The sequence below is a fragment of the Streptomyces flavalbus genome (assembly GCF_042674625.1).
GTDB lineage: Bacteria > Actinomycetota > Actinomycetes > Streptomycetales > Streptomycetaceae > Streptomyces > Streptomyces flavalbus.
Window position 1 is genome coordinate 836725 of the sequence record NZ_JBHTEB010000001.1, and the last position, 22989, is coordinate 859713.

Annotated in this window: 11 protein-coding genes; 4 read left to right on the forward strand and 7 right to left on the reverse strand. The window is 74.1% G+C overall.

Going from position 1 to position 22989, the window contains the following annotated elements:
- The 3 genes from ACFQZ6_RS03565 to ACFQZ6_RS03575 are packed head-to-tail and all read right to left on the reverse strand — an operon-like array spanning position 1 to position 15265.
- Positions 1-3339 carry an amino acid adenylation domain-containing protein gene (locus ACFQZ6_RS03565; RefSeq protein WP_381604880.1) on the reverse strand — a complete coding sequence of 1113 codons (3339 nt, stop codon included), beginning with the start codon at positions 3337-3339 and terminating at the stop codon, positions 1-3.
- On the reverse strand, positions 3336-6626 hold the full coding sequence (locus tag ACFQZ6_RS03570; protein WP_381604881.1) for a type I polyketide synthase: 3291 nt from the start codon (positions 6624-6626) through the stop codon (positions 3336-3338). The genes ACFQZ6_RS03565 and ACFQZ6_RS03570 overlap by 4 nt, the downstream gene beginning before the upstream one ends.
- Positions 6623-15265 (reverse strand): SDR family NAD(P)-dependent oxidoreductase, encoded by an 8643-nt coding sequence (locus ACFQZ6_RS03575; protein ID WP_381604882.1) that lies wholly within the window; start codon positions 15263-15265, stop codon positions 6623-6625. The genes ACFQZ6_RS03570 and ACFQZ6_RS03575 overlap by 4 nt, the downstream gene beginning before the upstream one ends.
- A gap of 380 nt (positions 15266-15645) precedes the next feature.
- On the opposite strand from ACFQZ6_RS03575, the gene ccrA reads away from it, so the two are divergent.
- Positions 15646-16989 (forward strand): crotonyl-CoA carboxylase/reductase, encoded by a 1344-nt coding sequence (gene ccrA, locus ACFQZ6_RS03580; RefSeq protein ID WP_381604883.1) that lies wholly within the window; start codon positions 15646-15648, stop codon positions 16987-16989.
- A 47-nt stretch (positions 16990-17036) separates the two neighbouring features.
- On the opposite strand, the gene ACFQZ6_RS03585 is transcribed toward ccrA, so the two are convergent.
- Together ACFQZ6_RS03585 and ACFQZ6_RS03590 are read right to left on the reverse strand one after the other, a co-directional pair.
- Positions 17037-17249: an MbtH family protein gene (locus ACFQZ6_RS03585; protein WP_381604884.1), complete on the reverse strand. Its 213-nt coding sequence runs from the start codon at positions 17247-17249 to the stop codon at positions 17037-17039.
- A 78-nt stretch (positions 17250-17327) separates the two neighbouring features.
- A complete protein-coding gene (locus tag ACFQZ6_RS03590) occupies positions 17328-18368 on the reverse strand; it encodes a ParB/RepB/Spo0J family partition protein (RefSeq protein WP_381604885.1) in 1041 nt (346 codons plus the stop codon).
- Positions 18369-18852: 484 nt separating this feature from the next.
- Between ACFQZ6_RS03590 and ACFQZ6_RS03595 the strand changes: the two genes are divergently transcribed.
- Together ACFQZ6_RS03595 and ACFQZ6_RS03600 are read left to right on the forward strand one after the other, a co-directional pair.
- A complete protein-coding gene (locus tag ACFQZ6_RS03595) occupies positions 18853-19062 on the forward strand; it encodes a ferredoxin (RefSeq protein ID WP_381604886.1) in 210 nt (69 codons plus the stop codon).
- 52 nt (positions 19063-19114) lie between these two features.
- Positions 19115-19909 carry a thioesterase II family protein gene (locus ACFQZ6_RS03600; RefSeq protein ID WP_381604887.1) on the forward strand — a complete coding sequence of 265 codons (795 nt, stop codon included), beginning with the start codon at positions 19115-19117 and terminating at the stop codon, positions 19907-19909.
- Positions 19910-19912: 3 nt separating this feature from the next.
- Here the strand turns inward: ACFQZ6_RS03600 and ACFQZ6_RS03605 are convergent, their stop codons facing one another.
- Entirely contained in the window at positions 19913-20956 is a 1044-nt protein-coding gene (locus ACFQZ6_RS03605) for an N-acetylmuramoyl-L-alanine amidase (protein WP_381604888.1), read from the reverse strand.
- 141 nt (positions 20957-21097) lie between these two features.
- Positions 21098-21988, reverse strand: a complete 891-nt coding sequence (locus ACFQZ6_RS03610) for an SDR family oxidoreductase (protein ID WP_381604889.1) — start codon at positions 21986-21988, stop codon at positions 21098-21100.
- A 237-nt stretch (positions 21989-22225) separates the two neighbouring features.
- Between ACFQZ6_RS03610 and ACFQZ6_RS03615 the strand changes: the two genes are divergently transcribed.
- Complete coding sequence (locus tag ACFQZ6_RS03615; protein ID WP_381604890.1) at positions 22226-22975, forward strand: maleylpyruvate isomerase family mycothiol-dependent enzyme; 750 nt, start codon at positions 22226-22228, stop codon at positions 22973-22975.
- Positions 22976-22989: the final 14 nt, after the last annotated feature.

A 22989-nucleotide genomic window follows, 5' to 3' on the forward strand; every position in this document is an offset into this window, starting at 1 on the left:
TCACCTGTCCTCGCGGGAAAGAGCCCGACGTTCGGCTGCCTGCTGCCGCCGGTTGCGGGACTGTCGACGGTTCTCGGCGCGTTCGCGGGCGCCGTTTCGGGACTCGGACGCCGCCGTCCGCGTGCCGCTGAGGTACTCGGCCAGGGAGCCGACCGTGGGGTGCTGGAACAGCTCCACCATGGTCAGGTCGTGGCCGAGGGTGGCGGCGAGGGCGGTCCGGAACTCGGCCATGAGCAGGGAGTGCCCGCCGAGGTCGAAGAAGTTGTCGCGGGTGCCGACGCGTTCCACGCCGAGCAGGTCGCGCCAGAGGGCGGCGAGCGCCCGCTCGGTCTCGTCGCGGGGGGCGACGAACCGGGTGCCGAGGTCGGGCCGGGTCGGCGCGGGCGCGGGCAGGGCCTTGCGGTCGGTCTTCCCGCTGGGGGTGAGCGGGAGGCGCTCCAGGGTGGTGAAGGACGCGGGCACCATGTACTCGGGGAGGCGGCGCCGCAGGTGGGCGGCGAGGTCGCCGGGGGCCGGGGCGGTGTCGGTGGCGGGGGTGACGTAGGCGGCGAGGCGGATGTCGCCGGGGGCGTGCTCGCGGGCGACGACGACGGCCTCCCGGACGGCCCCGTGGGTGGTCAGCACCGCCTCGATCTCGCCGAGTTCGATGCGCTGGCCGCGCAGTTTGATCTGGTGGTCGACGCGGCCGAGGAACTCCAGGGCGCCGTCGGTCCGGTACCGGGCCAGGTCGCCGGTGCGGTAGACGCGCTCGCCGGGGACGAAGGGGTCGTCGACGAAGCGTTCGGCGGTCAGGTCGGGGCGGTTGAGGTAGCCGCGGGCCAGGCCGCGCCCGCCGATGTGGAGTTCGCCGGGCACGCCGACGGGCACCGGGCGCCGCCGCTGGTCGAGGACGTACAGGCGGGTGTTGGCGATGGGGTGGCCGATGGGGACGGGCCGCCGGTCGGTGTCGTCGGGGCGGCAGTGCCAGGCGGTGACGTCGATGGCGGCCTCGGTGGGGCCGTAGAGGTTGTGCAGTGCGGCCTGGGAGCGGGCGAGGAACCGGTCGTGCAGGTCGCGGGTCAGCTCCTCGCCGCTGCACACCACGCGGCGCAGGCTGGTGCACTTCTCCACCGGTTCGGTGAGGAAGACGTGCAGCATGGACGGCACGAAGTGGCAGGTGGTGATGGCCTCGTCCTGGATGACCTGGGCGAGGTAGCCGCTGTCGCGGTGGCCGCCGGGGCGGGCGACGACGAGGGTGGCGCCGGTCATCAGCGGCCAGAAGAACTCCCACACCGAGACGTCGAACGAGAACGGCGTCTTCTGGAGCACCCGGTCGGAGGCGTCGAGGCGGTAGGCGTCCTGCATCCACAGCAGCCGGTTGCGCAGGGCGGCGTGGACGTTCATCACGCCCTTGGGGCGGCCGGTGGAGCCGGAGGTGAAGATGACGTAGGCCAGGTCCTCGCCGTCCACGGGGACGTCGGGGTTGTCCTCGGGCTCGGCAGCCAGGTCGGCGGCGAGGGCGTCGACGTCGAGGACGGGGCAGTCGAGCGCGGGCAGCCGGTCGGTCACCGGGCCGTGGGTGAGCACCACCGGCGGCCGGGCGTCCTCGACGATGGCCGCGAGGCGTGCCTCCGGCAGGTCGAGGTCGAGCGGCAGGTACGCGCCGCCCGCCTTGAGGACGGCCAGCAGGCCGACCACCAGGTCCAGGGAGCGTTCCATGGCCACGCCGACGACGGTGTCGCGGCCGACGCCCTGGCGGCGCAGCCGGTGCGCGAGCCGGTTGGCGCGGCGGTTGAGGGCGTCGTAGGTCAGCGACCGGCCGTCGAAGCGGACGGCCTCGGCGTCGGGGTGGCGGCGGGCCCGCGCCTCGAAGCACTGGTGGACCCAGCCGTCCTCGGTGCCCCAGTCGCGGTCGGTGGCGTTCCACTCGGTGAGGACGAGGTGCCGTTCGGCGTCGTCGAGCAGCTCGAAGTCGTCCACCGGGGTGTCCGGGTGGGCGGTGGCCTGTTCCACCAGCCGGTGGAAGCGGGCGGCGAGGCGGACCACCGTCGCCTCGTCGAACAGATCGCGGTCGTACTCGAACCAGCCGGTGAGGGCGCCGCCGCTGTCGAACGCCTGGAGTTCCAGGTCGAAGCGGGCGCCCTCGCTGCGCACCGGCAGCCTGCTCAGGTGCGCGCCGCCCAGCGCCCGCGGCGGCACCGGTTCCCGGCCGTAACTGAAGCTGACCTGGCACAGCGGCGGTCGGCTGAGGTCGCGGGCCAGCTTCAGGTCGGCGACGACGAGTTCGAAGGGCACGTCCTGGTGGGCGTAGGCGCCGAGGCAGGCGTCCCTGACCCGGTGCAGGACGGTGCTGAAGGAGGGGTTGCCGCCCAGGTCGGCGCGGATCGCCAGGGTGTTGACGAAGTAGCCGATCACCGGCTCGACCTCGACGCGGTCCCGCTGCGCGATGGGCACGCCGACGACGATGTCGTCCTGGCCGCTGTGGCGGTGCAGCAGGATCTGGAGTACGGCGAGCAGCGCCATGTACGGGGTCGCGCCGTGCCGTCCGGCCAGCGCGCCCAGGGCGCGCATCAGCGGCTCGGGCAGTTCGACGGGGACGGAGCGGCCGTTGAAGCCCTGGACGGGCGGGCGGGGCCGGTCGGTGGGCAGGTCGAGCGCGGCGGGGGCGCCGTCGAGGTGCTGGCGCCAGTAGGCCAGGTCCTCGTCCCAGGCGCCGTCGGCGAGCTGCTGGTGCTGCCAGTCGGCGAAGTCGCCGTACTGGATCTCCAGCTCGGGCAGCGGTGAGGGCCTGCCCGCGGCGAACGCCTCGTACAGCTCGGAGAGTTCGGACAGGAACACCGCGGTGGACCAGCGGTCGGAGATCAGGTGGTGCATGGCGGTCACCAGCACCGACTCGTCGGCGCCGGTGCGCAGCAGCCGCACCCGCAGCAGCGGCCCGGTGGTGATGTCGAACGGCTCCGCGAGCGCCTCGTCGACGTGGCGCTGCCGGTCGGCGGGTGTGAACCGCTCGCCGCGCAGGTCGGTCTCGGGGACGTCCACGGTCAGTTCGTGGTGGACGACCTGGACGGGGGTGCCGTCCTCGACGCGGAAGGTGGTGCGCAGGGCCTCGTGGCGGCGCACGATCTCGGCCACGGCGGCCCGCAGCACGGTGGCGTCCAGCGGGCCGACGACGCGGGCGGCGCCGGGCACGATGTAGCCGGGGTTCCCGGGGCGGAGCTGTTCGAGGAACCAGGTGCCGCGTTGCAGCACGGACAGCGGGAAGGTGTCCTCGGCCGCGGCGCGTTCGGCCATCAGCGCGTCGAACCGGGCCCGCTGCTCGGGGGTGAGGGCGGCCAGCCGGGTGGCGAGGTCGTCGGTCACGTCCGGTCCTCTCCCGTCGTACCGGAGGCGGGGGCGTCGAGCTGGGCCAGCACGTCGGCGGCGGCGCTGGCGTCGGCGCGCCGTCGGCGGCGGATCGGCGCGGAGCGGGCGCCCCGGGCGGGCCCGCTGTCCTGGGCGGGCAGCGCGGCGTCGCCGTCGGTGGGGAGCTGGGCGAGGGCGCGTTCCGCGAGGGACCGGATGGTGGCGCCGCCGAGGAAGTCGGTGACGGGGAGGGTGACCCGCAGCCTGCTCTGGATGTCGTTGCGCAGTTCCACGGCCATCAGCGAGTCCAGGCCGAGGCCGGTGAGCTGCTCGTCCACGCCGACCGAGGCGGAGGCGGAGCCGAGCACGTTCCTGACGACGAGCACGAACCGGTCGGTGAGGGTGGCCAGCCGGTCCTGCTCGGGCAGGGCCAGCAGTTCCTCGGCGGTGGGGATCGGGCTCTGCCTGCGCCTGCGCCGGGCCGGGGCCGCGGCGGTCTCCTGGCGGGGCGCGTCCGGCGCGCCGTCGGCCTCCCGGGGGGCGGCGGGCGCGGTGCCGTCGTGCCAGGGCCGGGGCGGCTGCCAGCACTCGGTCGGGTCGAACGGGTAGGTGGGCAGCGCCGCCTTGGACCGGGTGTAGTCCTTGTCGAAGCCCGCCCAGTCGACGGTGGCGCCGCGCGCCCACAGGGCGGCGACGGTCGGCAGCAGCACCTCCCAGTCGTCGGTGCGCGGGCGCAGGCTGGGCAGCAGCAGGTCGTCGTGGTCGGGCGGCAGCGCGTCGCTGACCAGGCCGAGCAGGGTGGGGGCGGGGCCGACCTCGACGAAGGCGCGGTAGCCCAGGTCGTGCAGGGTGCGCACGCCGTCCGCGAACCGCACGGCCTGCCGGACGTGGCGGCACCAGTAGTCGGCCTCGGGCGCCTGGTCCCATGGCCACAGCTCGCCGGTGACGTTGGAGACCAGCGGGATGGCCGGGGCGCTGAAGGTGATCTTGCGGGCGGCGGCGCGCAGCGGGTCGACCACCGGGTCCATCAGCGGTGAGTGGCCCGCGGAGGCGATGCGCAGCGGCTTGACGGTGACGCCGCGGGCGGCGAAGTCGGCGCAGACCTCCTCCACCAGTTCCCGCTCACCGGAGATGGTGGTGTTGGCGGGGCCGTTGACGGCGGCGATGGAGATCCGGTCGGGGTCGTCCGCGATCCGGGCGGCGACCTCCGCCTCCGGCGCGAACACCGCGGCCATCGTGCCGGGCTTGCAGAACTCCTGGATGATGCGGGCCCGTTCCACGGTGAACCGGAGGCCGTCCTCCAGCGACATGGCGCCCGCGACGCAGGCGGCCACGATCTCCCCGAAGCTGTGGCCGAGGACGGCGGCCGGTTCCACGCCCCAGGACCGCCACAGCCGCGCCATGGCGTACTCGACCGTGAAGGTGGCGGGCTGGGCGTAGGCGGTGTCGTTGATCCGGCCGTCGTCGGGGTCGGCGGGGAACAGCACGGACAGCAGCGGCCGGTCGAGCAGCGGCTGGAGGATCTCGGCGCAGGTGTCGACGGCCTCGCGGAAGGTGGGCTGGGTGTCGTAGAGGCGGGCCGTCATGCCGGGGCGCTGGGCGCCCTGGCCGGTGAAGAGGAAGACGACGTCGGTGTTCTCGGCCTCGTCGTGGACCAGGCCGGGGGCGCTCTCGCCGCGCAGGAAGGCGTCCAGCCGGTCGGCGACCTCCTGGCGGGTGCCGCCGACGGCGGCGAGCCGGTGCCGGAACGTCGAGCGGCCGGTGCCCGCGGTGTGGCACAGGTCGGCCAGCGGGGTGTCGTCGGCGGCGGTGAGGCGGTCGCGGTAGCGGCGGGCGAGGTGGGTGAGGGCGGTCTCGCTCCTGGCCGACAGCGGCAGCACCGAGGCGGGGCGGCGCTCGTCGGGGTCGGGCGCGGGGGCCGCCGGGGCCTGTTCCAGGATCAGGTGGGCGTTGGTGCCGCTGAGCCCGAAGCTGCTGACGGCGGCGAACCGGGGCCCGTCGGACTCCGGCCAGGGGGTGACCCGGGTGGGCACGGCGAAGGTGGTGCCCTCGAAGGAGATGTTGGCGTTCAGCTTGGTGAAGTGCAGGTTGGGCGGGATCTCGCCGTGCGCCAGGCACAGCGCCGCCTTGATCAGCCCGGCGGCCCCGGCCGCGGCCTCCAGGTGGCCGAGGTTGGTCTTGACGGCGCCGAGGTAGACGGGGTCGCCGTCCGGGCGGCCGTAGACGTCGGCGAGGGACTCGGCCTCGATCGGGTCACCGAGCCGGGTGCCGGTGCCGTGCGTCTCGATCAGGCCGACCTGCTGCGGTTTGACGCCGCTGGCGTCGAGGGCGGCCCGGTACACCTCGCGCTGCGCCGCCCCGTTGGGCGCGGTGATGCCGGAGCTGCGGCCGTCCTGGTTGACGGCGCCGCCCCGGACCAGGGCGAGCACGCGGTCGCCGTCCCGTACGGCGTCGGAGAGCCGCTTGAGGACGACGACACCGCAGCCCTCGCCGCGCACGTAGCCGTCCGCGCTGTCGGAGAACGTCATCGCCCTGCCCTGGCGGGACACCGAGCCGAACTGCGACTGGGAGACCAGCAGCACCGGCGACATCACCACGTTGACGCCCCCGGCCAGCGCGGTGTCGCACTCCCCGGTGCGCAGGCTCTGGCACGCCTGGTGCACCGCGACCAGCGACGACGAACAGGCGGTGTCGACGGCGAGGTTGGGGCCGCGCAGGTCGAGCAGGTAGGCGATCCGGCCGGGGATGAAGCTCTGCGCGGCGCCGGAGCTGGTGTAGGCGCTGACGTCCTCGATGTGCCGGATCTGCGCGGTGACGTAGTCGGAGGTCGCCACGCCCATGAACACACCGGTACGGCTCCCGGCGAGCGCGGAGGGTGCCTGGCCCGCGTTCTCCAGCGCCTCCCAGGCCACTTCCAGCGTGAGGCGCTGGTGCGGGTCCATGGCCAGGGCCTCGCGCCGGGAGATGCCGAAGAAGTCGTGGTCGAACTGGTCGATGCGGTCCAGGAAGCCACCGGAACGCGTGTTGATGGTGCCCGGCCTGCCCGGCTCCTCGGCGTAGAAGGCGTCGTTGTCCCAGCGGTCCGCCGGGATGTCGCGGATGGCGTCGACGCCGTCGGTGAGCAGCCGCCAGTAGGTGTCGGTGTCGGTGACGCCGCCGGGGAAGCGGCAGCCGACGCCGACGATGGCGATCGGTTCGCTCCTGGCCCGCTCGTACTCCTCGACCTGGCGTTGCAGGCGCGCCATGGTCAGGTAGGCGCGCTTGAGCGTGTCGGCCGACACGCGGTCCTGGCCCGGCTCCGTCATGACTGGCCCCCTTCGTCTATCTGCTGGGTCTTGGCCAGCAGCAGGGCTTCGAGTTCGGCGGCTGACATCGTGTCGAGGTCCGGCAGCCCGTCCTCCTCGGCGGCTGCGGGGGTGGCGGCTTCGGGTTCCGGCCTCGGCTCGGCCGCGGCCTCCAGCTCGATCCCCATGCGCTCGGCGAGGAACGGCACGAGCTGGTCGATGGTGGGGAAGCGCCAGGTCACGGTCGACGGCAGGGACACCGCGAGGGAGGTTTCGAGGCCGACGCGCAGCTCCAGGGAGAGCAGGGAGTCGAAGCCCAGGGCGGTGAAGGGGGCGCTGCTGTCGATCGCGGCCGGTTGGCCGCCGACGACGCGGGCCGCGAGGGTGCGGCAGTGCTCGGTCAGCACGGCCCTGCGGCGGCGGCCGGGCTCGACGGCGAGCATCCGGCGCCGTACGTCGTCCCGCTCCTCGGCTCCGGTCCGCGCGGGCCGGTCGGCCAGGGTGCGCAGCAGGCCCGCGGCGGTGTGGCCGCGCAGGGCGTCGCGGTCCAGCGGCAGCACGCACACCTGGGTCGCGGAGCCGCGCAGCAGCAGGTCGAGGGTGGCGATGCCCTGCTCTGGGCTGATGCTCTGCACGCCGCGGGTGGCGAGGGCGCCGCCGCGGTCGGGCCGGGCCGCGAGGCCGATCCGCGACCAGGGGCCCCAGTCGATGGTGAGCGCGGGCAGGCCGCGGGACCTGCGGTGGTGGGCGAGGGCGTCGACGAAGGCGCTGGCGGCGGCGTAGTTGCCCTGGCCGGGCGAGCCGAGCACGGCGGCGGCGGACGAGTACAGGACGAAGAAGTCCAGGTCGCGGTCCGCGGTGGCGCGGTGCAGGTGCCAGGCGGCGAGGGACTTCGGCGCGGCGGTGGTGCGGAACCGGTCCCGGTCGAGCCCGGTCAGCAGTCCGTCGTCCAGGACACCGGCGGCGTGCACGACGCCCGCGAGCGGCGGCATCTCCGCGTCGATCCGGGCGAGGACGTCCGCGACGGCGTCGTACCGCGACAGGTCGGCGCGTACGGTGCTCACCTCGGCGGTGGCGCGCAGCGCGGCGACGGCCCGCTCCGCGTCGGGCGAGGGGGCGCTGCGGCCGACCAGCACCAGGTGCCGGGCGCCCTGCTCGGTCAGGTAGCGGGCGGTCTCCAGGCCGAGGGCGCCCAGACCGCCGGTGATCAGGTAGGTGGCGCCCGGCCGGACGGGGGCCCGCTCCGGGCCGGTGGTGACCGTCTCGCGCGGGTCGGGGCACAGCACGAGCTTGCCGGTGTGCCGGGCCCTGGCCATCGCGGTGAACGCCTCGGAGGCGGCGGCGTACGGGTGGACGGTCACCGGCAGCGCGCTGAACTCGCCGCGGGCGAAGCCCTGGCTCACCTCGTGCAGGAGTTCCGGGATGAGGTCGTCCCGCTCGCGGATGCTGCGTTCGAGGTCGACGGCGAAGAAGGCCCGGTTGTCCTTGAAGAAGCCGAGGCCGATGTGGCTGTTGTCGTGGATGTCCCGCTTGCCGATCTCCACGAACCGCCCGCCGGGCGCCAGCAGCCGCATGGAGCGGACCAGGGCCTCGCCGGTGGTGGAGTTGAGGACCACGTCGACGCCGCGTCCGTCGGTGGCCCGCTCGACCTCGTCGGCGAAGGCCAGGGAGCGGGAGTCCATCACGTGCTCCACGCCGAGGGAGCGCAGCAGTTCCCGCTTCTCCTCGGTGCCCGCGGTGGCGAACACCTGGGCGCCGTTGCGCTGGGCGACCTGGAGCGCGGCGAGGCCGACGCCGCCGGTCGCGGAGTGGATCAGCACCTTCTCGCCCTTGCGGAGGCGGGCGAGCCGCTCCAGGGCGTGTACGGCGGTGAGGAACGCGATGGGCAGCGCGGCGCCCTGCTCGAAGGTGAGGCCCTCGGGCAGCGGGGCGGTCAGGTCGGCGGCGACGGTGGTGAAGGCGGCCATGCTGCTGCCGCCGACGGCGAGCACCGCGTCCCCGACCCGGTACTGCGTCACGCCCTCGCCGACGGCGCTGATCCGGCCCGCGCACTCGGCGCCCAGCGGCACGACGCCCTCGGCGCCCGGGTAGGTGTTCAGCGCCTTGAGGACGTCGCTGAAGTTGAGGCCCGCGGCGGTCACCTCGATCTCCACCTGGCCGGGGCCCGGCGGGGTGCGGTGCCACAGGGTGGGCCGCAGGCTGGACAGCAGGCCCGGACGGGCGGCCAGGAGGCGGTGGTTGCCGTCCCGTTCGGCGTCGAAGGGCCAGCGCGGCGCCCGGTCCACTCCGGTGCCGCCGTCCTTCCAGGGGCGCAGGGCGGGGGTGCGGCGGGTCCCGGCGCGCAGGGCCACCTGGTCGTCATCGCCGGGGCGCAGCAGCTCCGCCACGACGTGCTCGGCCTCGTCGGCGGGGCGGGCCGGGTCGAGGTCGACGATCAGCGGGCGCAGCTCGCCGTGCTCCAGGCCGATGACCCGTGCGAGGCCCCACAGCGGCGACTGGGCGACGGCGGCCTGGCCGGTGTCGTCGGCCTGCTGGGCGCCCCGGGTGAGCAGCACCAGCCGGGGCGTCGGCTCCAGTGGGGCGGAGGCGAGCCGCTGGACCAGGTGCAGAACGGGCACGCAGGCCGCGTCCTGCGCGTCGAGGAGCTGTTCGACGGTGGCGTCCTCGGTCAGGTCGAGGTCCAGGACCCGGGCGTCCACGATGCCGTCGACGCCGCCGGACACGGTGACGTCGGCCAGCAGCGCGGCGAGGTCGTCCGGGCTCGCGGGGTCGACCTCGTACCGGCCGGGTTCCGTACGGCGGTAACCGGGACCGGCGGTGACGGTGACGCAGGTGCCGCCGCGGGCGGTGAGCGCGGCCCCGACGCCGGTGCCGACGCCGCCGCGGTCGGTGAACAGCAGCCAGCGGCCGGGCCGGACCGACGGGGCGGGCTCGTCGGCCGCCCGCTCGACCCAGTCGATCCGGTACAGGTCGCGGCTGGCCTGGTCGCCGGAGTCCGTGCGCTGCGCCGCGCGCAGGGCGATGCCGGTCAGCTCGCCGAGGACGGCGCCGGAGTCGTCGTACAGCACCACGGTGGCGTCGGTGATCTCGTCGGCGTCCGGCTCCCGCGCGGGCACCGTGGCGTGGGCCCAGCGCGGCAGCGCGCGGTCGGTGAAGAGGGTGAAGCGGCCCACCCGCACCGGCAGGTAGGTGCGCTCGTCGGCGCCGCGGAGGGCCGCGCCGAGGGTCTGCAGGGCGCTGTCCAGGACGGCCGGGTGGACGAGGTGGGCGCCGCGGTCGTCGGTGAGTTCCGTCGCGTCGCGCAGCCGCGCGAGGGCCTCGCCTGAGCCCCGCCACAGCTCCCCGATGCCCTGGAACGCCGGTCCGTACGGCAGGCCGGAGCGGTGCAGCGCGGCGTAGTGGTCGCGGGCCTCGACGGCGTCGGCGCAGCGGGCGCGCAGCTCGGCCAGCGGCGCGGCGTCGGGCTGACCGGTGGCGCGGTGGTAGGAGCCGTGGGCGGCCGGTGCCCAGTCGTCGTCCTCGCCGCCGCGGCTGAACAGGCGCAGCGCGCCGGTCTCGGCGGTCTCCGGCTGGAGGACGAGTTGCACGGTGGCGTCGGCGCAGCGGTCGGGCACCGGGGTCAGCCGGGTCAGGTGCAGGTCGGTGACGGCGACGTCCGGGCCGAGCCGGGTGCGGGCGGCGGCGAGCGCCGCGTCCAGGACCAGGCTGGCGGGCAGCACCGCGCCGCCCGCGACCTGGTGGTCCTTCAGGTAGCCGAAGCCCGCCAGGTCCACGGGCGCGGACCAGTGGTCGGCGTACGGCGCGACCGCGGAGCGGGTGAAGGACCGCAGCACGGGGTGGCCGTCCCAGACGGCGCGGCGTACGGCGGTGTCCCGGCCGAACCAGCACCGGGTGCGCTGCCACGGATACGTCGGTAGGGCGGGCAGGGGACCGGACGTGCCGTACACGCGGGTGAAGTCGACCGGGAACCCGGCGCTGTAGAGCTGCCCGAGCCCGGAGAGCACGGCGGCCCGGCCGGAGCCGTCGCGGCGCAGCGAGGAGACGGTGACCGTGTGGTCGTAGGAGGACAGCCGCTCGGTCATGGCGTCGGTGAGCATCGGGTGCGGGGAGAGTTCGACGAACACGTCGTGCCCGGACTCGGCGAGCGCGGTGACGGCGGTGTCGAACAGCACCGGGCGGGTGAGGTTGGCGGCCCAGTACTCCGCGTCGAGCTGGTCCCCGGCGACCAGTTCGCCGGTGACGGTGGAGAGCATCGGCAGGGCGGCGACGCGCGGCTTGAGGCCGGACAGCAGCCGCCACAGCTCACTCGCGACGGGTTCCATCAGCGGGCAGTGGGAGGCGAAGTCGACGGACTCCAGGAGTCGGCAGTAGACGCCCTCGGCCTCCAGGACCGCGGCCAGCTCGGTCAGCGCGGCGCTCTCGCCGGACAGGACGGTCGCGCCGGGGCTGTTGGCCGCCGCCACCCACACCGGTCCGGGCCTGCGCTCGTCGAGCAGCCGCCGCGCCTCGTCCAGGGAGAGGCCGACGACGGCCATCCGGCCCTTGCCCGACGCGCTGTGCAGGGCGGTGCCGCGGTGCAGCGCGACGACGAGGGCGTCCTCCAGGGACAGCGCCCCCGACACGTGCGCGGCGGCGATCTCGCCGACGCTGTGCCCGACGACGGCGGCCGGTTCCACGCCCCAGGACCGCCACAGCGTGGCCAGGGCGATCTGCACCGCGACCAGCGCGGGCTGGCCGACCGCCGTGTCCGCCAGCCGGGAGCGGTCCTGGTCGGCGGTGAGCTGGTCGAGGAGCGACCAGTCGGTGTGGCGGCGCAGCAGCGCGTCGGCGCGTTCGACGACGGCGCGGAACGCCGGTTCGCCGTGTTCGCCGTCGAGCAGGTCGGCGGCGACCGGCCACCAGCGGGGGCCCTGCCCGGAGAACACGAACACCGGGCGGGGGCGCCAGCCGACGCGGCGGACCCCGGAGGAGAGGCCGGTGGTCTGCTCGCCGCGGCCGAAGGCGGCCAGGGCGGCGCGCAGTTCGTCGAGGGTCGTGCCGGTGCAGGCCAGCCGGTGCTCGTGGTGGGTGCGGCGCAGGGCCGCCGCCGAGGCGAGGACGCCGGGGGTGAGGTCGGCTGCGGCGTCGGTCAGGAGGGTCGCGTAGCGGGCGGCCAGCTCGCGCAGCGCCCCCTCGTCGCGGGCCGACACCGGCAGCAGTACCGCGCCGTCCGGGGCGGGCGGGGCGGCGGCGGGGGCGGGCGGCGCCTCCTGGAGCACGACGTGGGCGTTGGTGCCGCCGAAGCCGAAGGAGCTGACGCCCGCGAGGGCGGGGCCGTCGCCGTCGGGCCAGGGCTGGAGGGCGTCCGCCACCCGCAGCGGCAGGGTGTCGAAGGGGATGTGCGGGTTGGGCTCGCGGTAGTGCACGGTCGGCGGCACGGCGCGGTGGTGCAGCACCAGGGCGGTCTTGATCAGGCCGCCGATGCCCGCGGCGGACTCCATGTGCCCGACGTTGGACTTCACCGAGCCGATCAGGCAGGGCCGTTCCGGGTCGCGGCCCTCGCCGAGGACGGCGCCGAGCGCCTTGGCCTCGATCGGGTCGCCCAGGATGGTGCCGGTGCCGTGCGCCTCGACGTAGCGCACGTCGGCGGGGCTGACCCCGGCGCGGGTGTAGGCGGTGCGCAGGACGGCTTCCTGGGCCTGCGGGTTGGGGGCCATGAGGCCGTTGCTGGCGCCGTCGGAGTTGACGGCGCCGCCGCGGATCACGGCGTAGACCCGGTCGCCGTCCGCGAGCGCCCGGCTGAGCGGCTTGAGGACGACGATCCCGGCGCCCTCGGAGCGGACGTAGCCGTTGGCGCTGGCGTCGAAGGGCTTGCAGCGGCCGTCGGCGGACATCGCGCCCGCCTTGCTGAAGTTGATGGCCATGGCCGGGGAGAGCACCAGGTTCACGCCACCGGCCAGCGCCAGGTCGCAGTCGCCCCGGGCTAGGCTCGCGGCGGCCTGGAGGACCGAGACCAGCGAGGACGAGCACGCGGTGTCGACGGCCATGCTGGGACCGCGCAGGTCCAGCAGGTACGACAGCCGGTTGGCGGAGATGCTGAGCGCGCTGCCGGTGCCGGTGTAGGCGTCGATGGCGTCCAGGTCGCGCAGTTGGTGCGCGGCGTAGTCGAAGGAGGAGATGCCGACGAACACGCCGGTCGCCGTGCCGGCGAGCCGGTCGGCGGGCAGTCCGGCGTCCTCCAGCGCCTCGAAGGCGACCTCGGCGAGCACCCGCTGCTGCGGGTCCATGCGCTCGGCCTCCGGGCGCGCGATGCCGAAGAAGCCGCGGTCGAACTGGTCGACGCCCTCCAGGAACCCGCCCCAGCGGCTGTTGGTGCGGCCGGGGGTCTTGGGGTCGTCGGCGGTGAACTCCTCGGCGCTCCACCGCTCGGCGGGCACCTCGGTGACGGCGTCCCGGCCCTCGCGCAGCAACTGCCAGAAGCTGTCCGGCCCGTCGGCGCCCCCGGGGAAGCGGCAGCCGATGCCGACGATGGCGACGGGGTCGGCCTCGGTGTCGGGGGTGGGCGCGGTGGCGGGGGCGGAAACGGTGGGCAGGGCGGACGCGGTGTCCGTGTCCGGCGCGGCGCCGGTGTCCGGCCCCCCCGCCAGGTGCCGGGCCAGCTTCTCCACGGTGGGGTGGTGCCACGCGGCGGTGGCGTCCACCGGGCGGCCGAGGCGGCGTTCGAGGTCACCGGCCATGGTGACCATCTGCACCGACTGGAGGCCGTACGAGGCGAACGGCAGCGCGGGGTCGATGTCCTGGGCCCGGCCGCCGACCGCGTCGGCCAGCGCTTCCCGCAGCCACCCCTCGATCTCGACGGCGGTCACCGTGACGGGCGGCGCCACGGAGACGGCGGGTGCGGCGGGCTCGGCGGGGGCGGCGGGCGCCGTCGGCAGCGCGCCGTCCCGGTCCTGCCGCCAGATCGCCACCGCCTTCAGGGTGTCGTCCATGAACGCGTCCAGGCAGGCGGAGCGCTGGAGCTTGCCGCTGGACGTCTTCGGCACGGTGCCCGCCCGCACGAGGGCGACGGCGAAGGCCTGCAGGCTGTGCTCGCGGGCGAGTTCGGCGCGGATCGCGGCGATGACCCGCTGGTGCTCCGCGGGGTCCTTGCTGCCCCGGTACTCCTGGACGACGATCAGCCGCTCCTCGCCGTCGATGTCCCGGGAGCCCGCCACCCCGCAGCCCGGCCGCAGTCCGCGGTCGACCGCCTCGACGGTGCGCTCGATGTCCTGCGGGTAGTGGTTGCGGCCCGCGATGATGACGACGTCCTTGCGCCGCCCGGTGACGTACAGCTCGGGCCCGTCGACGAAGCCGAGGTCGCCGGTGCGCAGGAAGGGGCCCTCGCCGGTGTCGGCCAGGTGGGCGCGGAAGGTCTCCTCGGTCTCCGGGCCGCGGCGCCAGTAGCCGTGGGCGACGCTCGCCCCGGACACCCAGATCTCCCCGACCGTGCCGTCCGGCACGGCGGTGCGGGTCTCCGGGTCCGCGATCACCACGCGCTGGTCGAGCACCGAGTAGCCGCAGCCCATCAGCGTCCGGGACGGCTCGCCCGGCGCGGCGTCCTCGGCGGTGCCCGCCGCCAGCGCGTCCGGCCTCAGGTCGCGCGAGACCGGGTCGTTCTCCGGGTCGCCGGTGGAGACCATCAGGGTGCCCTCGGCGAGGCCGTAGGACGGCCCGTGCGCGGTGGGCCGGAACCCGCACTCGGCGAAGGTGGCGGAGAAGCGCTCCAGGGTCTCCCGGCGCACCGGCTCCGCGCCGTTGGCCGCCACCCGCCACCTGCTCAGGTCCAGCGTGGCGCGCTCCTGCGGCGTCACCTTGGCCACCGCGAGGTCGTAGGCGAAGTTGGGCGCGGCGCTCGCGGTGCCCCCGGTGTCGGAGAGCGCCTTCAGCCAGCGGAACGGCCGCTTGAGGAAGGAGTACGGCGCCATGAACGTGACCGGGAACCCGGCGTACGCCGGGGTGAGCAGGCTGAAGATCAGGCCCATGTCGTGGAAGGGCGGCAGCCAGCTCACCACGTGCGGGTCGGGGTCGTTGGCGAAGAACCTGCCGTTCATGGCGTCGAAGTTGTGCAGCAGGTTGCCGTGGCTGACCATCACGCCCTTGGGGCGGCTGGTGGAGCCGGAGGTGTACTGGAGGAAGGCGATGTCGTCCCGGCGGGTGCCGGGGTGCCGCCAGTCGTCGGCCGCCGCGGTGTCCAGGTCGTCGACGGCGACCCAGGTGATGTCCCGCAGCGCCGGGGCGTGTTCGGCGAAGGAGTCGGCCAGGGCGACGGTCTTCGCCGGGGCGAGGATCACCACCGGCTCGGCGTCCTCCATGACGGCGACCAGCCGCGGCAGGGTCCGCTTGAGGAACGCCGGGTCCGGCGGATAGGCGGGGACGGCGATGATGCCCGCGTACAGGCAGGCGAAGAAGGACACCATGTAGTCCAGCCCGGCCGGGCACAGGATCAGCGCCCGCTCCCCCACGGGGAATCGTTCCCGCAGGACGGCGGCGATGGCGCGCGCCCGCAGGTCGACCTCGGCGTTGGTCAGCCGCTGCGGCTCGCCCTCACCGTCCACGAGGAACCGGAAGGTCTGGAACCGCGGGTTCTCACCGAAGGCCGTCCGGAAATGATCGACGAGCGATTCGGAATCGGGGCCCGGCATCAAACCGTCCTCTCACTTTGGACAACCTACGGGAAAGCCTTTGCCCGAATTCAATTCCGGCAACATGCACCCTGTTCGGCAAGTCAGGATCCACGAGCGCATCCGCATCGTCAAAGCATTCGAGTTGCTCATGCGGATTTCAGGCGTCTATTGAGGACCGCTCCGCCGGTCCTTGAGGCCTCGCACAAAACGTCCGGTTTCCGGCTCCACCGGGGGTGGAAACCCGGTGTTCAACTGACCTTCCCGGACACTTGAACACCCCGCGCGGTGCGGCACTCACCGGTTCGCTGGACTCGCACGCCGACCGCGTGCAGCATGAATAATTCGCGAATCCCGTAATTCTTGCATGTCCTTTTTCTCACGATCGAAAGGCCCGAAACATGCAGAAGATCCTCGACGCGATCCTGGCCGGTGAGCCGGACGCCGTCGCGGCCCTCCCGGTGCCCGATTTCTGCCGGGGCATCACGCTGCACGCCGACGAGGTCGCGATGTTCGACGGCCTCCACGGCCGGGACAAGGACCCGCGTGCCTCGCTGCACCTCGACGAGGTGGCCGTACCGCGGCCCGCCGCCGGGGAGGTGCTGGTCGCGGTGATGGCCAGCGGGATCAACCACAACACCGTCTGGTCGTCGATCTTCGAGCCGATGCCGACGTTCCGCTTCCTGTCCCGGTACGGCAGGACGTCACCGCAGGCGGCCCGGCACGACCTGCCGTACCACGTGCTCGGCTCCGACCTGGCCGGGGTGGTGCTGCGCTGCGGCGACGGGGTGACCGCCTGGCGGCCCGGCGACGAGGTGGTGGCGCACTGCCTGTCGGTGGAGCTGGACCACCCCGACGGGCACGCCGACGCGATGCTCGACCCGGAGCAGCGGATCTGGGGGTTCGAGACCAACTTCGGCGGGCTGGCCGAGCTGGCGCTGGTCAAGGCGAACCAGTTGATGCCGAAGCCGGACCACCTCACCTGGGAGGAGGCCGCCGCCTCCGGCCTGGTCAACTCCACCGCCTACCGGCAGCTCGTCTCACCGGCCGGGGCGCGCATGAAGCAGGGCGACACGGTGCTGATCTGGGGCGCGTCCGGCGGCCTCGGCTCGTACGCCACCCAGCTCGTCCTCAACGGCGGGGGCACGCCGGTGTGCGTGGTGTCCAGCCCGCAGAAGGCGGAGGTGTGCCGTCGGATGGGCGCGGAGCTGGTGATCGACCGGTCGGCGGAGGGGTACCGCTTCTGGTCCGACGAGCACACCCAGGACCCGCGCGAGTGGCGGCGGTTCGGGTCCCGGATCAGGGAGCTGACCGGGGGCGACGACCCGGACATCGTCTTCGAGCACCCAGGCCGGGAGACGTTCGGGGCGAGCGTGTTCGTGGCGCGCCGCGGCGGCACCATCGTGAGCTGCGCGTCCACCAGCGGCTACGAGCACACGTACGACAACCGCTACCTGTGGATGCACCTGAAGCGGATCGTCGGCACCCACTTCGCGAACTACCGGGAGGCGTGGGAGGCGAACCGGCTCATCGCCAAGGGCCGCGTCCACCCGACGCTCTCCCGCGTCGTACCGCTGGAGCAGACCCCGCAGGCGGTGTACGACGTCCACCACAACCGGCACCAGGGCAAGGTGGGCGTGCTGTGCCTCGCGCCGCAGGAGGGGCTCGGGGTGCGGAACGCGGAGCTGCGGGCGCGTCACGAGGCCGCGATCAACCGGTTCCGTACCGAACCCGTGGCCGGGTGACGGGGGGTGGGCGGCGCCCCCGGGGGCGCCGCCGCCGGTTTCGGGGGTCAGTCCTCGCCCACTGCGGTGACCAGGCTTCGGGGCCGCATGTCCGTCCAGGCGCGCTCGATGTACTCCAGGCACTCCTGGTGCCCGGCCTCCTGGTGCGCCACGGTCCACCCGTCGGGCACCGCGGCGAACGCGGGCCACAGGGAGTGCTGGTGCTCGGCGTTGACGATCACGAGGTAACGCGCCTGCTGGTCGTCGAACGGGCTGGCCATCTCGGTTCCCCTCCCGACCGGTGCCGCTCAGGTCACCGGCCGTGCGTCATAGGTCGTGGGTGGTGTCCGGGCAGCGGCTCAGGCGCCGCGGGACAGGTGCTGCGGCACCTGCTGCTGCCCGCCCGCCGCGCCCTCCCCGGCCGGGAGCCTGCCCTCGACGTCCCGGGCGAACTGCAGCCACCGGGAGGCGCAGAGCCGGGCCATCTGCGCCACGTCGGCGGCGCGGTGGGCGGGGATGCCGTCGATGAGGTCCTTGCGCTGCTCCGCGGTGAGCAGATGGGTGCGCAGCAGTTGCAGCAGGGTGCGCCCGACCTGCGACATCCGCAGCGAGGGGTCCCTGCGCATACGGGCCAGTACGGCCTCCAGGCCCAGCGGCGGCGTCGCGGAGTCGTCGGCCCGCTCGCCGGTGTCGTCGCCGACCTTCATGCTGAGCGCCAGCCGCGGGGTCACCGGGTCCTGGCCGAGCCGGATGCGTCTGCGGACGTCCCGTGCGGTGGCGACCGCGATGCCCGCCCGGCTGGCGATCTCCCGCAGCGAGGCGTTCGGGCTCTCCGCGATGACCTTGCTGGCGGCCAGCCGTCCGGCGGCCCCGTTGACGGGGCGGTTGCGGCCGTCCCGCCCGATGCGCAGGGCCAGTTGGGGACCGCCCCCGACCCGGGCGCGCAGCGAGCCCACCATCCCCGGGGACAGGCCGGTGACCGCGGCGATCCGCCGGTCGGACCAGGCCGGGTGGCTCTCCAGGATGCGGCCCGCCGCGGCCACCCGGTCCTGCCGGGACAGCGGCATCCCGTGCTCGGCGTTGAGTTTGACGGCGAGGACGAAGGCGTCCTGGACGGAGCCCTCCACGAACCGCGCCTCGATGACGTCGTCCCCGCGGAGTACGGCCGCCCGCAGCCGGTGCATCCCGTCGACGACCCGCATGGTGGGCCGGTGGACGACGATGGGCGGCAGGGCGGCCTCCGACTCGGCCAGCGTCCTCGCGTGCTCCTCGACCTCCCCCGTCAGCCGCGGTGAGTCGGCCGCCACCAGGGAGTCGAGGGGGACTAAGTGCGTCTGCTGCGAGACGACGGGTTCGTCAGTGGGTGACTGCGGCTCTGCACCGGCCCATGCTTCGGACACGTGGTGGTTCCTCCGTAGTTCTGGTGGTGCGGCAGGACTGCTTCGGCGAAGGCGATGACACCCGCAGACGCGCGACGTCGGAGAAACGCCGGTGGGGTAGCGCGCGGAATGCCGACCAGACGTGACGTGCGGTCGGTCGTGCGGCGGGGGCGCCCCAGGGGAGCGTCCTTACGGCGGTTAATATCGGCCGCTGCCAACACACGTGTCAAGGCACATCTACGCGCGTCTTACTCGAATGTCGACCAGGTGTACAGCATCTCTTGAGTGGATCTTCCGATGGCATCCGGCCCCGCCGCCACGGCACCCGGGGCCCTTGACTGGTCTCGCCCCGTTCTTGGAAGGTTGGGCCCTGCACACGGGCGGCGAATAGGACGGCAAAGGGGAGGCGGAATACCGTCATGACCGCCATCACCGTCACCACCGCCGTCAACGCGTGATTTGCTCCCCGTTCCTGACCACCCATTGACCATCTGGAGCGACGAGGATGCGCATCGAGGCCGATCCCGAGGTCTGCGTCGGTTCGGGCATGTGCGCCCTGGCCGCGCCCGACCTGTTCGACCAGTCCGACGACGACGGCACCGTGGTGGTGCTGCGCTCCGTCCCTCCGGCCGACCGGTTCCCGGCCGTCCGGGGGGTGGTGGAGCGCTGTCCCTCCCGCGCCCTGCGGCTGGTGGGCACCGTCGCCGCGAGCTGACCGCGCGCACCGCCCGCCGGGGAACCGGCCCGAGCTGTGAAGGAGACGCGAAGTGAACGACCCGTGGTTCGGCCCCTGGAGACCCCGGGAGGACGCCGCCTACCGGCTGTTCTGCCTGCCGTACGCCGGTGGTGCCGCCGCGGCGTACCGCCAGTGGCACGCGCTCGCGCCCGCGCACATCCAGGTGTGCCCGCTGGAGCTGCCCGGCCGGGGTGGCCGGATCGCCGATCCCCCGATCAGCAGGCTGCGTCCGCTGGTGGACGCGCTGGCCGGCGCGGTCGGGCCGTTCCTGGACCGGCCGTTCGCGGTCTTCGGGCACAGCATGGGCGGCCTGCTCGCCTTCGAGCTGACCCGGGCCCTGGTCCGGCGGGGCCAGCCGCTGCCCGCCCACCTGTTCGTGTCCGGCCGCTCCGCGCCCGACGCGCCCGACGACGGCAGGCGGCTGCACGACGCGCCGGACGCGGAGGTGCTGGACCACCTGCGTCAGCTCGGCGGCACGCCGCGCAGCCTGCTGGACGACGCGGAGCTGATGGAGCTGGTGCTGCCCACGGTGCGCGCCGACTTCTCGGTGCTGGAGAGCTACGAGTACCGCGACGAGCCCCCGCTGCCGGTGCCCCTGACGGTGTTCGGCGGGGACGCCGACGCCCTGGTCTCCCCGGCCCGGCTGCACGGCTGGCGTCGGCAGTCGTCCGCCGGGTCCCAGCTCCGGATGCTGCCCGGCGGCCACTTCTTCCTGCACACCACGGCACCCACGATCATGGACACGATCGCCCGCGCCCTGCCACCGACCCCGCCCGGCACCGCCGACCCGCGGACCGCCGCGGGGTCGGGGGCGCCGGTGTCGTGACCGTCAGCTCTCCTTCCACACCATCAGGGTGAGGACCGCGCTGTTGATGGTGACCGGCTCGTCGGCCTGGTTGAGCAGCCGTACGCGCATCCCGCGGCGGGAGCCGAGCCGCTTGGTCACCGGGATGACGGCGAACGTGCTGCCGGAGGTGCCGACGATCTCGTGGATGGGGTGGTCGGTGCGGTGCTCGTCGCCCTCGTACTCCGACATGCGGGCCTGGAGCACCGCGCCGACCGGCAGTCCGATGACCGTCAGGCTGAGGGAGCCGGTGAAACGGGCCGGGCCGCGCGCCCAGACGCTGCCGTTGGTGGCGTGGTCGCCGGTCTCGTCGCTCCACTCCTTGGTGAACTCGACGGAGTCCCAGGTCCCGGGCCGCAGGGTGTAGGGCTCGGCGAGACCGAGGTTGACGTACTTGGGCATGTCGTCCTCCTGGGGGGTGCCCTTGGCGGCGGCGAGGATGGCGGCCATGGGGAACGCGCCGGGGTCACCGTGGTCGTTCTCCGGGGCGTGCTGGTGCCCGCAGTGGCCCTTGAAGCTGAGCCACCGCGAGGCCGACATGCGCACGCCGTTGGCGCCGTACGAGCTGGGGTACGGCTTGAAGGTCAGCCCGGAGGTGAGCGGCACCCCGTGCCGCTCGTGCGCCCAACGCGCGAACGCGGCCAGGTCCCGCACCGCCCAGGAGGGCAGTTCGGGCGTGTAGAGGTGGCGGGTCGAACCCCACCGCCGGTGGGTGGTCGGGTCGCAGGTGCCGACGATCTCCACCTGGCAGACGTTCAGGGTGTTCGTCTCCACCCCGCCGGACAGGTTGCGTAAGGCCCGGCTTGAGGTGTCGAAGTCGAAGTGCTGGTACCAGACCAGCCGCCTGGCGGCGAAGTCGGGCTTCGCGGTGAAGTTCGGCGCGGACGCGCCGCCTCCGTAGGAGGGCAGCGAGGTGCCTTCCGTGGAGTGCCAGAGTATGACGTTGGTCTCCATCGGAGAGCCCGGATAGGCGTTCTGGTACCAGTACGCCGTCGAGGCACCCGGATAGCGCTGGGGTCCGGTCCTCATCGTTCCTCCCGTCGAGGTCTCCGACGCGGGCTGACGGCCGCGCCGCGCGGCGGGGCCGTCTGTAGTGTGCCCATTGACCTCGGGGCCGATCCGCCGAGTGGACCGGGAAATTCCGCCGTTGCGGCGGTGGGGTGGCCGCGTTCAGGGCAGCGGTGTGCCTCCGGTCGCGTTGAGGATCTCCGCCGTGACGAAGCTCGCCTCCTGTGACGCCAGGTAGACGTAGGCGGGGGCGAGTTCGGCGGGCTGCGCGGGGCGGCCCAGCGGGCTCTGCTTGCCGAACTCGACCGTGTCGGGCAGCGTCGCGGGGATCAGCGGCGTCCACACCGGGCCCGGCGCGACCGCGTTGACGCGGATGCCGCGCTCCGCGAGCGACTGGGCGAGCCCGTGGGTGAAGGTGACGATCGCGCCCTTGGTCATCGCGTAGTCGAGCAGGTGCGGGCTGGGCTTGTACGCCTGCACCGACGTGGAGTTGATGACGCTGCCGCCCGCGGGGATGTGCGGCAGGGCGAACTTGGTCAGCCAGAACATGCCGTACAGGTTGGTCCGCATCACCCGGTCGAACTGCTCGGTCGGTATCGCCTCGATGCCCTCGGGCCGCGACATCTGGAACGCCGCGTTGTTGACGAGCACGTCGATGCGGCCGAACTCGGCGACCGCCCGATCGACCAGCTCCCGGCAGTTGGCCTCCTCGCGGATGTCGCAGCGGACGGCGACGGCCTTGCGGCCCGCGTCCTCCACCAGCCGGGCCGTCTCGCGGGCGTCGTCCTCCTCCCCGTCCAGGTACGTGAAGAGGACGTCGGCCCCCTCCCGGGCGAAGGCCAGGGCGACCGCGCGTCCGATGCCGGAGTCCCCGCCGGTGATCACGGTCCTGCGGTCCGCGAGCCGACCGCTGCCGCGGTAGGTCTCCTCACCGTGGTCGGGGGGCGGGTCCATGGGTCCCGTCCAGCCCGGGTGCGGCTGATCCTGCGCGGGGAAGTCCGGCCGGGGGTGGCGGGTAGCCGGGTTCTGGGGGGAGTGCGGTGCGCCGGTCACAGGGGCCTCCTCGGTACCGGTGGAACGCGTGGGGCGTGGGTCCTGTGCCGGGTTCCCGCCCCGCCCTGTCCGAAAAGCCCGCCCCGGGCCCTCTCCCCCGCCGCCCCTCTCGTTCGACTATCCGCCCACGGCCCCTCGCCCTCCCGGCAGGCGCCCGCCAGCCAGCCCGCCCCGGGCGGCGCCCCGCCCGTGAGACGCCCCTGCCCTGGGCCTGTTCCATCGGGCAGACTCCTGCGCATGGATACCGCCGACTACATCGACGTCCTGGACCGGGAGGGCCGCGCCCTGGCCGCTGCCGCCGCCGGGGCCGGGCCCGACGCCAAGGTGCCGACCTGTCCGGGCTGGCAGGTGCGCGACCTGCTGCGGCACACCGGCATGGTGCACCGCTGGGCCACCGCGTTCGTCGCCGAGGGACTCACCTCGTACCGCCCCGACGGCGGGCTGCCCGACCTCGACGGCGACGCGCTGCTCGACTGGTTCGCACAGGGCCACCGGACGCTGGTCGACACCCTCGCCGCCGCCCCGTCCGACCTGGACTGCTGGCACTTCCTGCCCGCCCCGTCACCGGTGGCGTTCTGGGCGCGGCGGCAGGCGCACGAGACGACCGTGCACCGCTACGACGCCGAGTCGGCCCGCGGCGGCACACCCACCGGGATCGACCCGGGCTTCGCGGTGGACGGTGTCGACGAGCTGCTGCGCGGCTTCCACGCCCGCGGCAAGAGCCGGGTCCGCAGCGCCGAGCCCCGGGTGCTGCGGATACGGGCGACGGACGTGCCGGACGACGGCGGGCTGTGGACCGTACGGCTCTCCGACGAGCCCCTGGTGACGGAGCGCGGGACCGGCACCGGCGACGCCGACTGTGAGATCAGCGGTCCGGCGGGCGGGCTCTACCTCGCGCTGTGGAACCGGGCGCCGTTCCCGGAGGTGACCGGGGACGGCGCCGTCGCCGACCTGTGGCGCGCGACCTCCGCCGTCACCTGGAGCTGAGCGCTCGACCGGGG

Coding starts and splice junctions, on each gene's coding strand:
- ccrA (WP_381604883.1), top strand. CDS start 15,646: ATGCAGAAGATCCTCGACGCGATCCTGGCCGGTGAGCCGGACGCCGTC.
- ACFQZ6_RS03615 (WP_381604890.1), top strand. CDS start 22,226: ATGGATACCGCCGACTACATCGACGTCCTGGACCGGGAGGGCCGCGCC.
- ACFQZ6_RS03585 (WP_381604884.1), bottom strand. CDS start 17,249: ATGGCCAGCCCGTTCGACGACCAGCAGGCGCGTTACCTCGTGATCGTC.
- ACFQZ6_RS03570 (WP_381604881.1), bottom strand. CDS start 6,626: ATGACGGAGCCGGGCCAGGACCGCGTGTCGGCCGACACGCTCAAGCGC.
- ACFQZ6_RS03575 (WP_381604882.1), bottom strand. CDS start 15,265: ATGCCGGGCCCCGATTCCGAATCGCTCGTCGATCATTTCCGGACGGCC.
- ACFQZ6_RS03595 (WP_381604886.1), top strand. CDS start 18,853: ATGCGCATCGAGGCCGATCCCGAGGTCTGCGTCGGTTCGGGCATGTGC.
- ACFQZ6_RS03605 (WP_381604888.1), bottom strand. CDS start 20,956: ATGAGGACCGGACCCCAGCGCTATCCGGGTGCCTCGACGGCGTACTGG.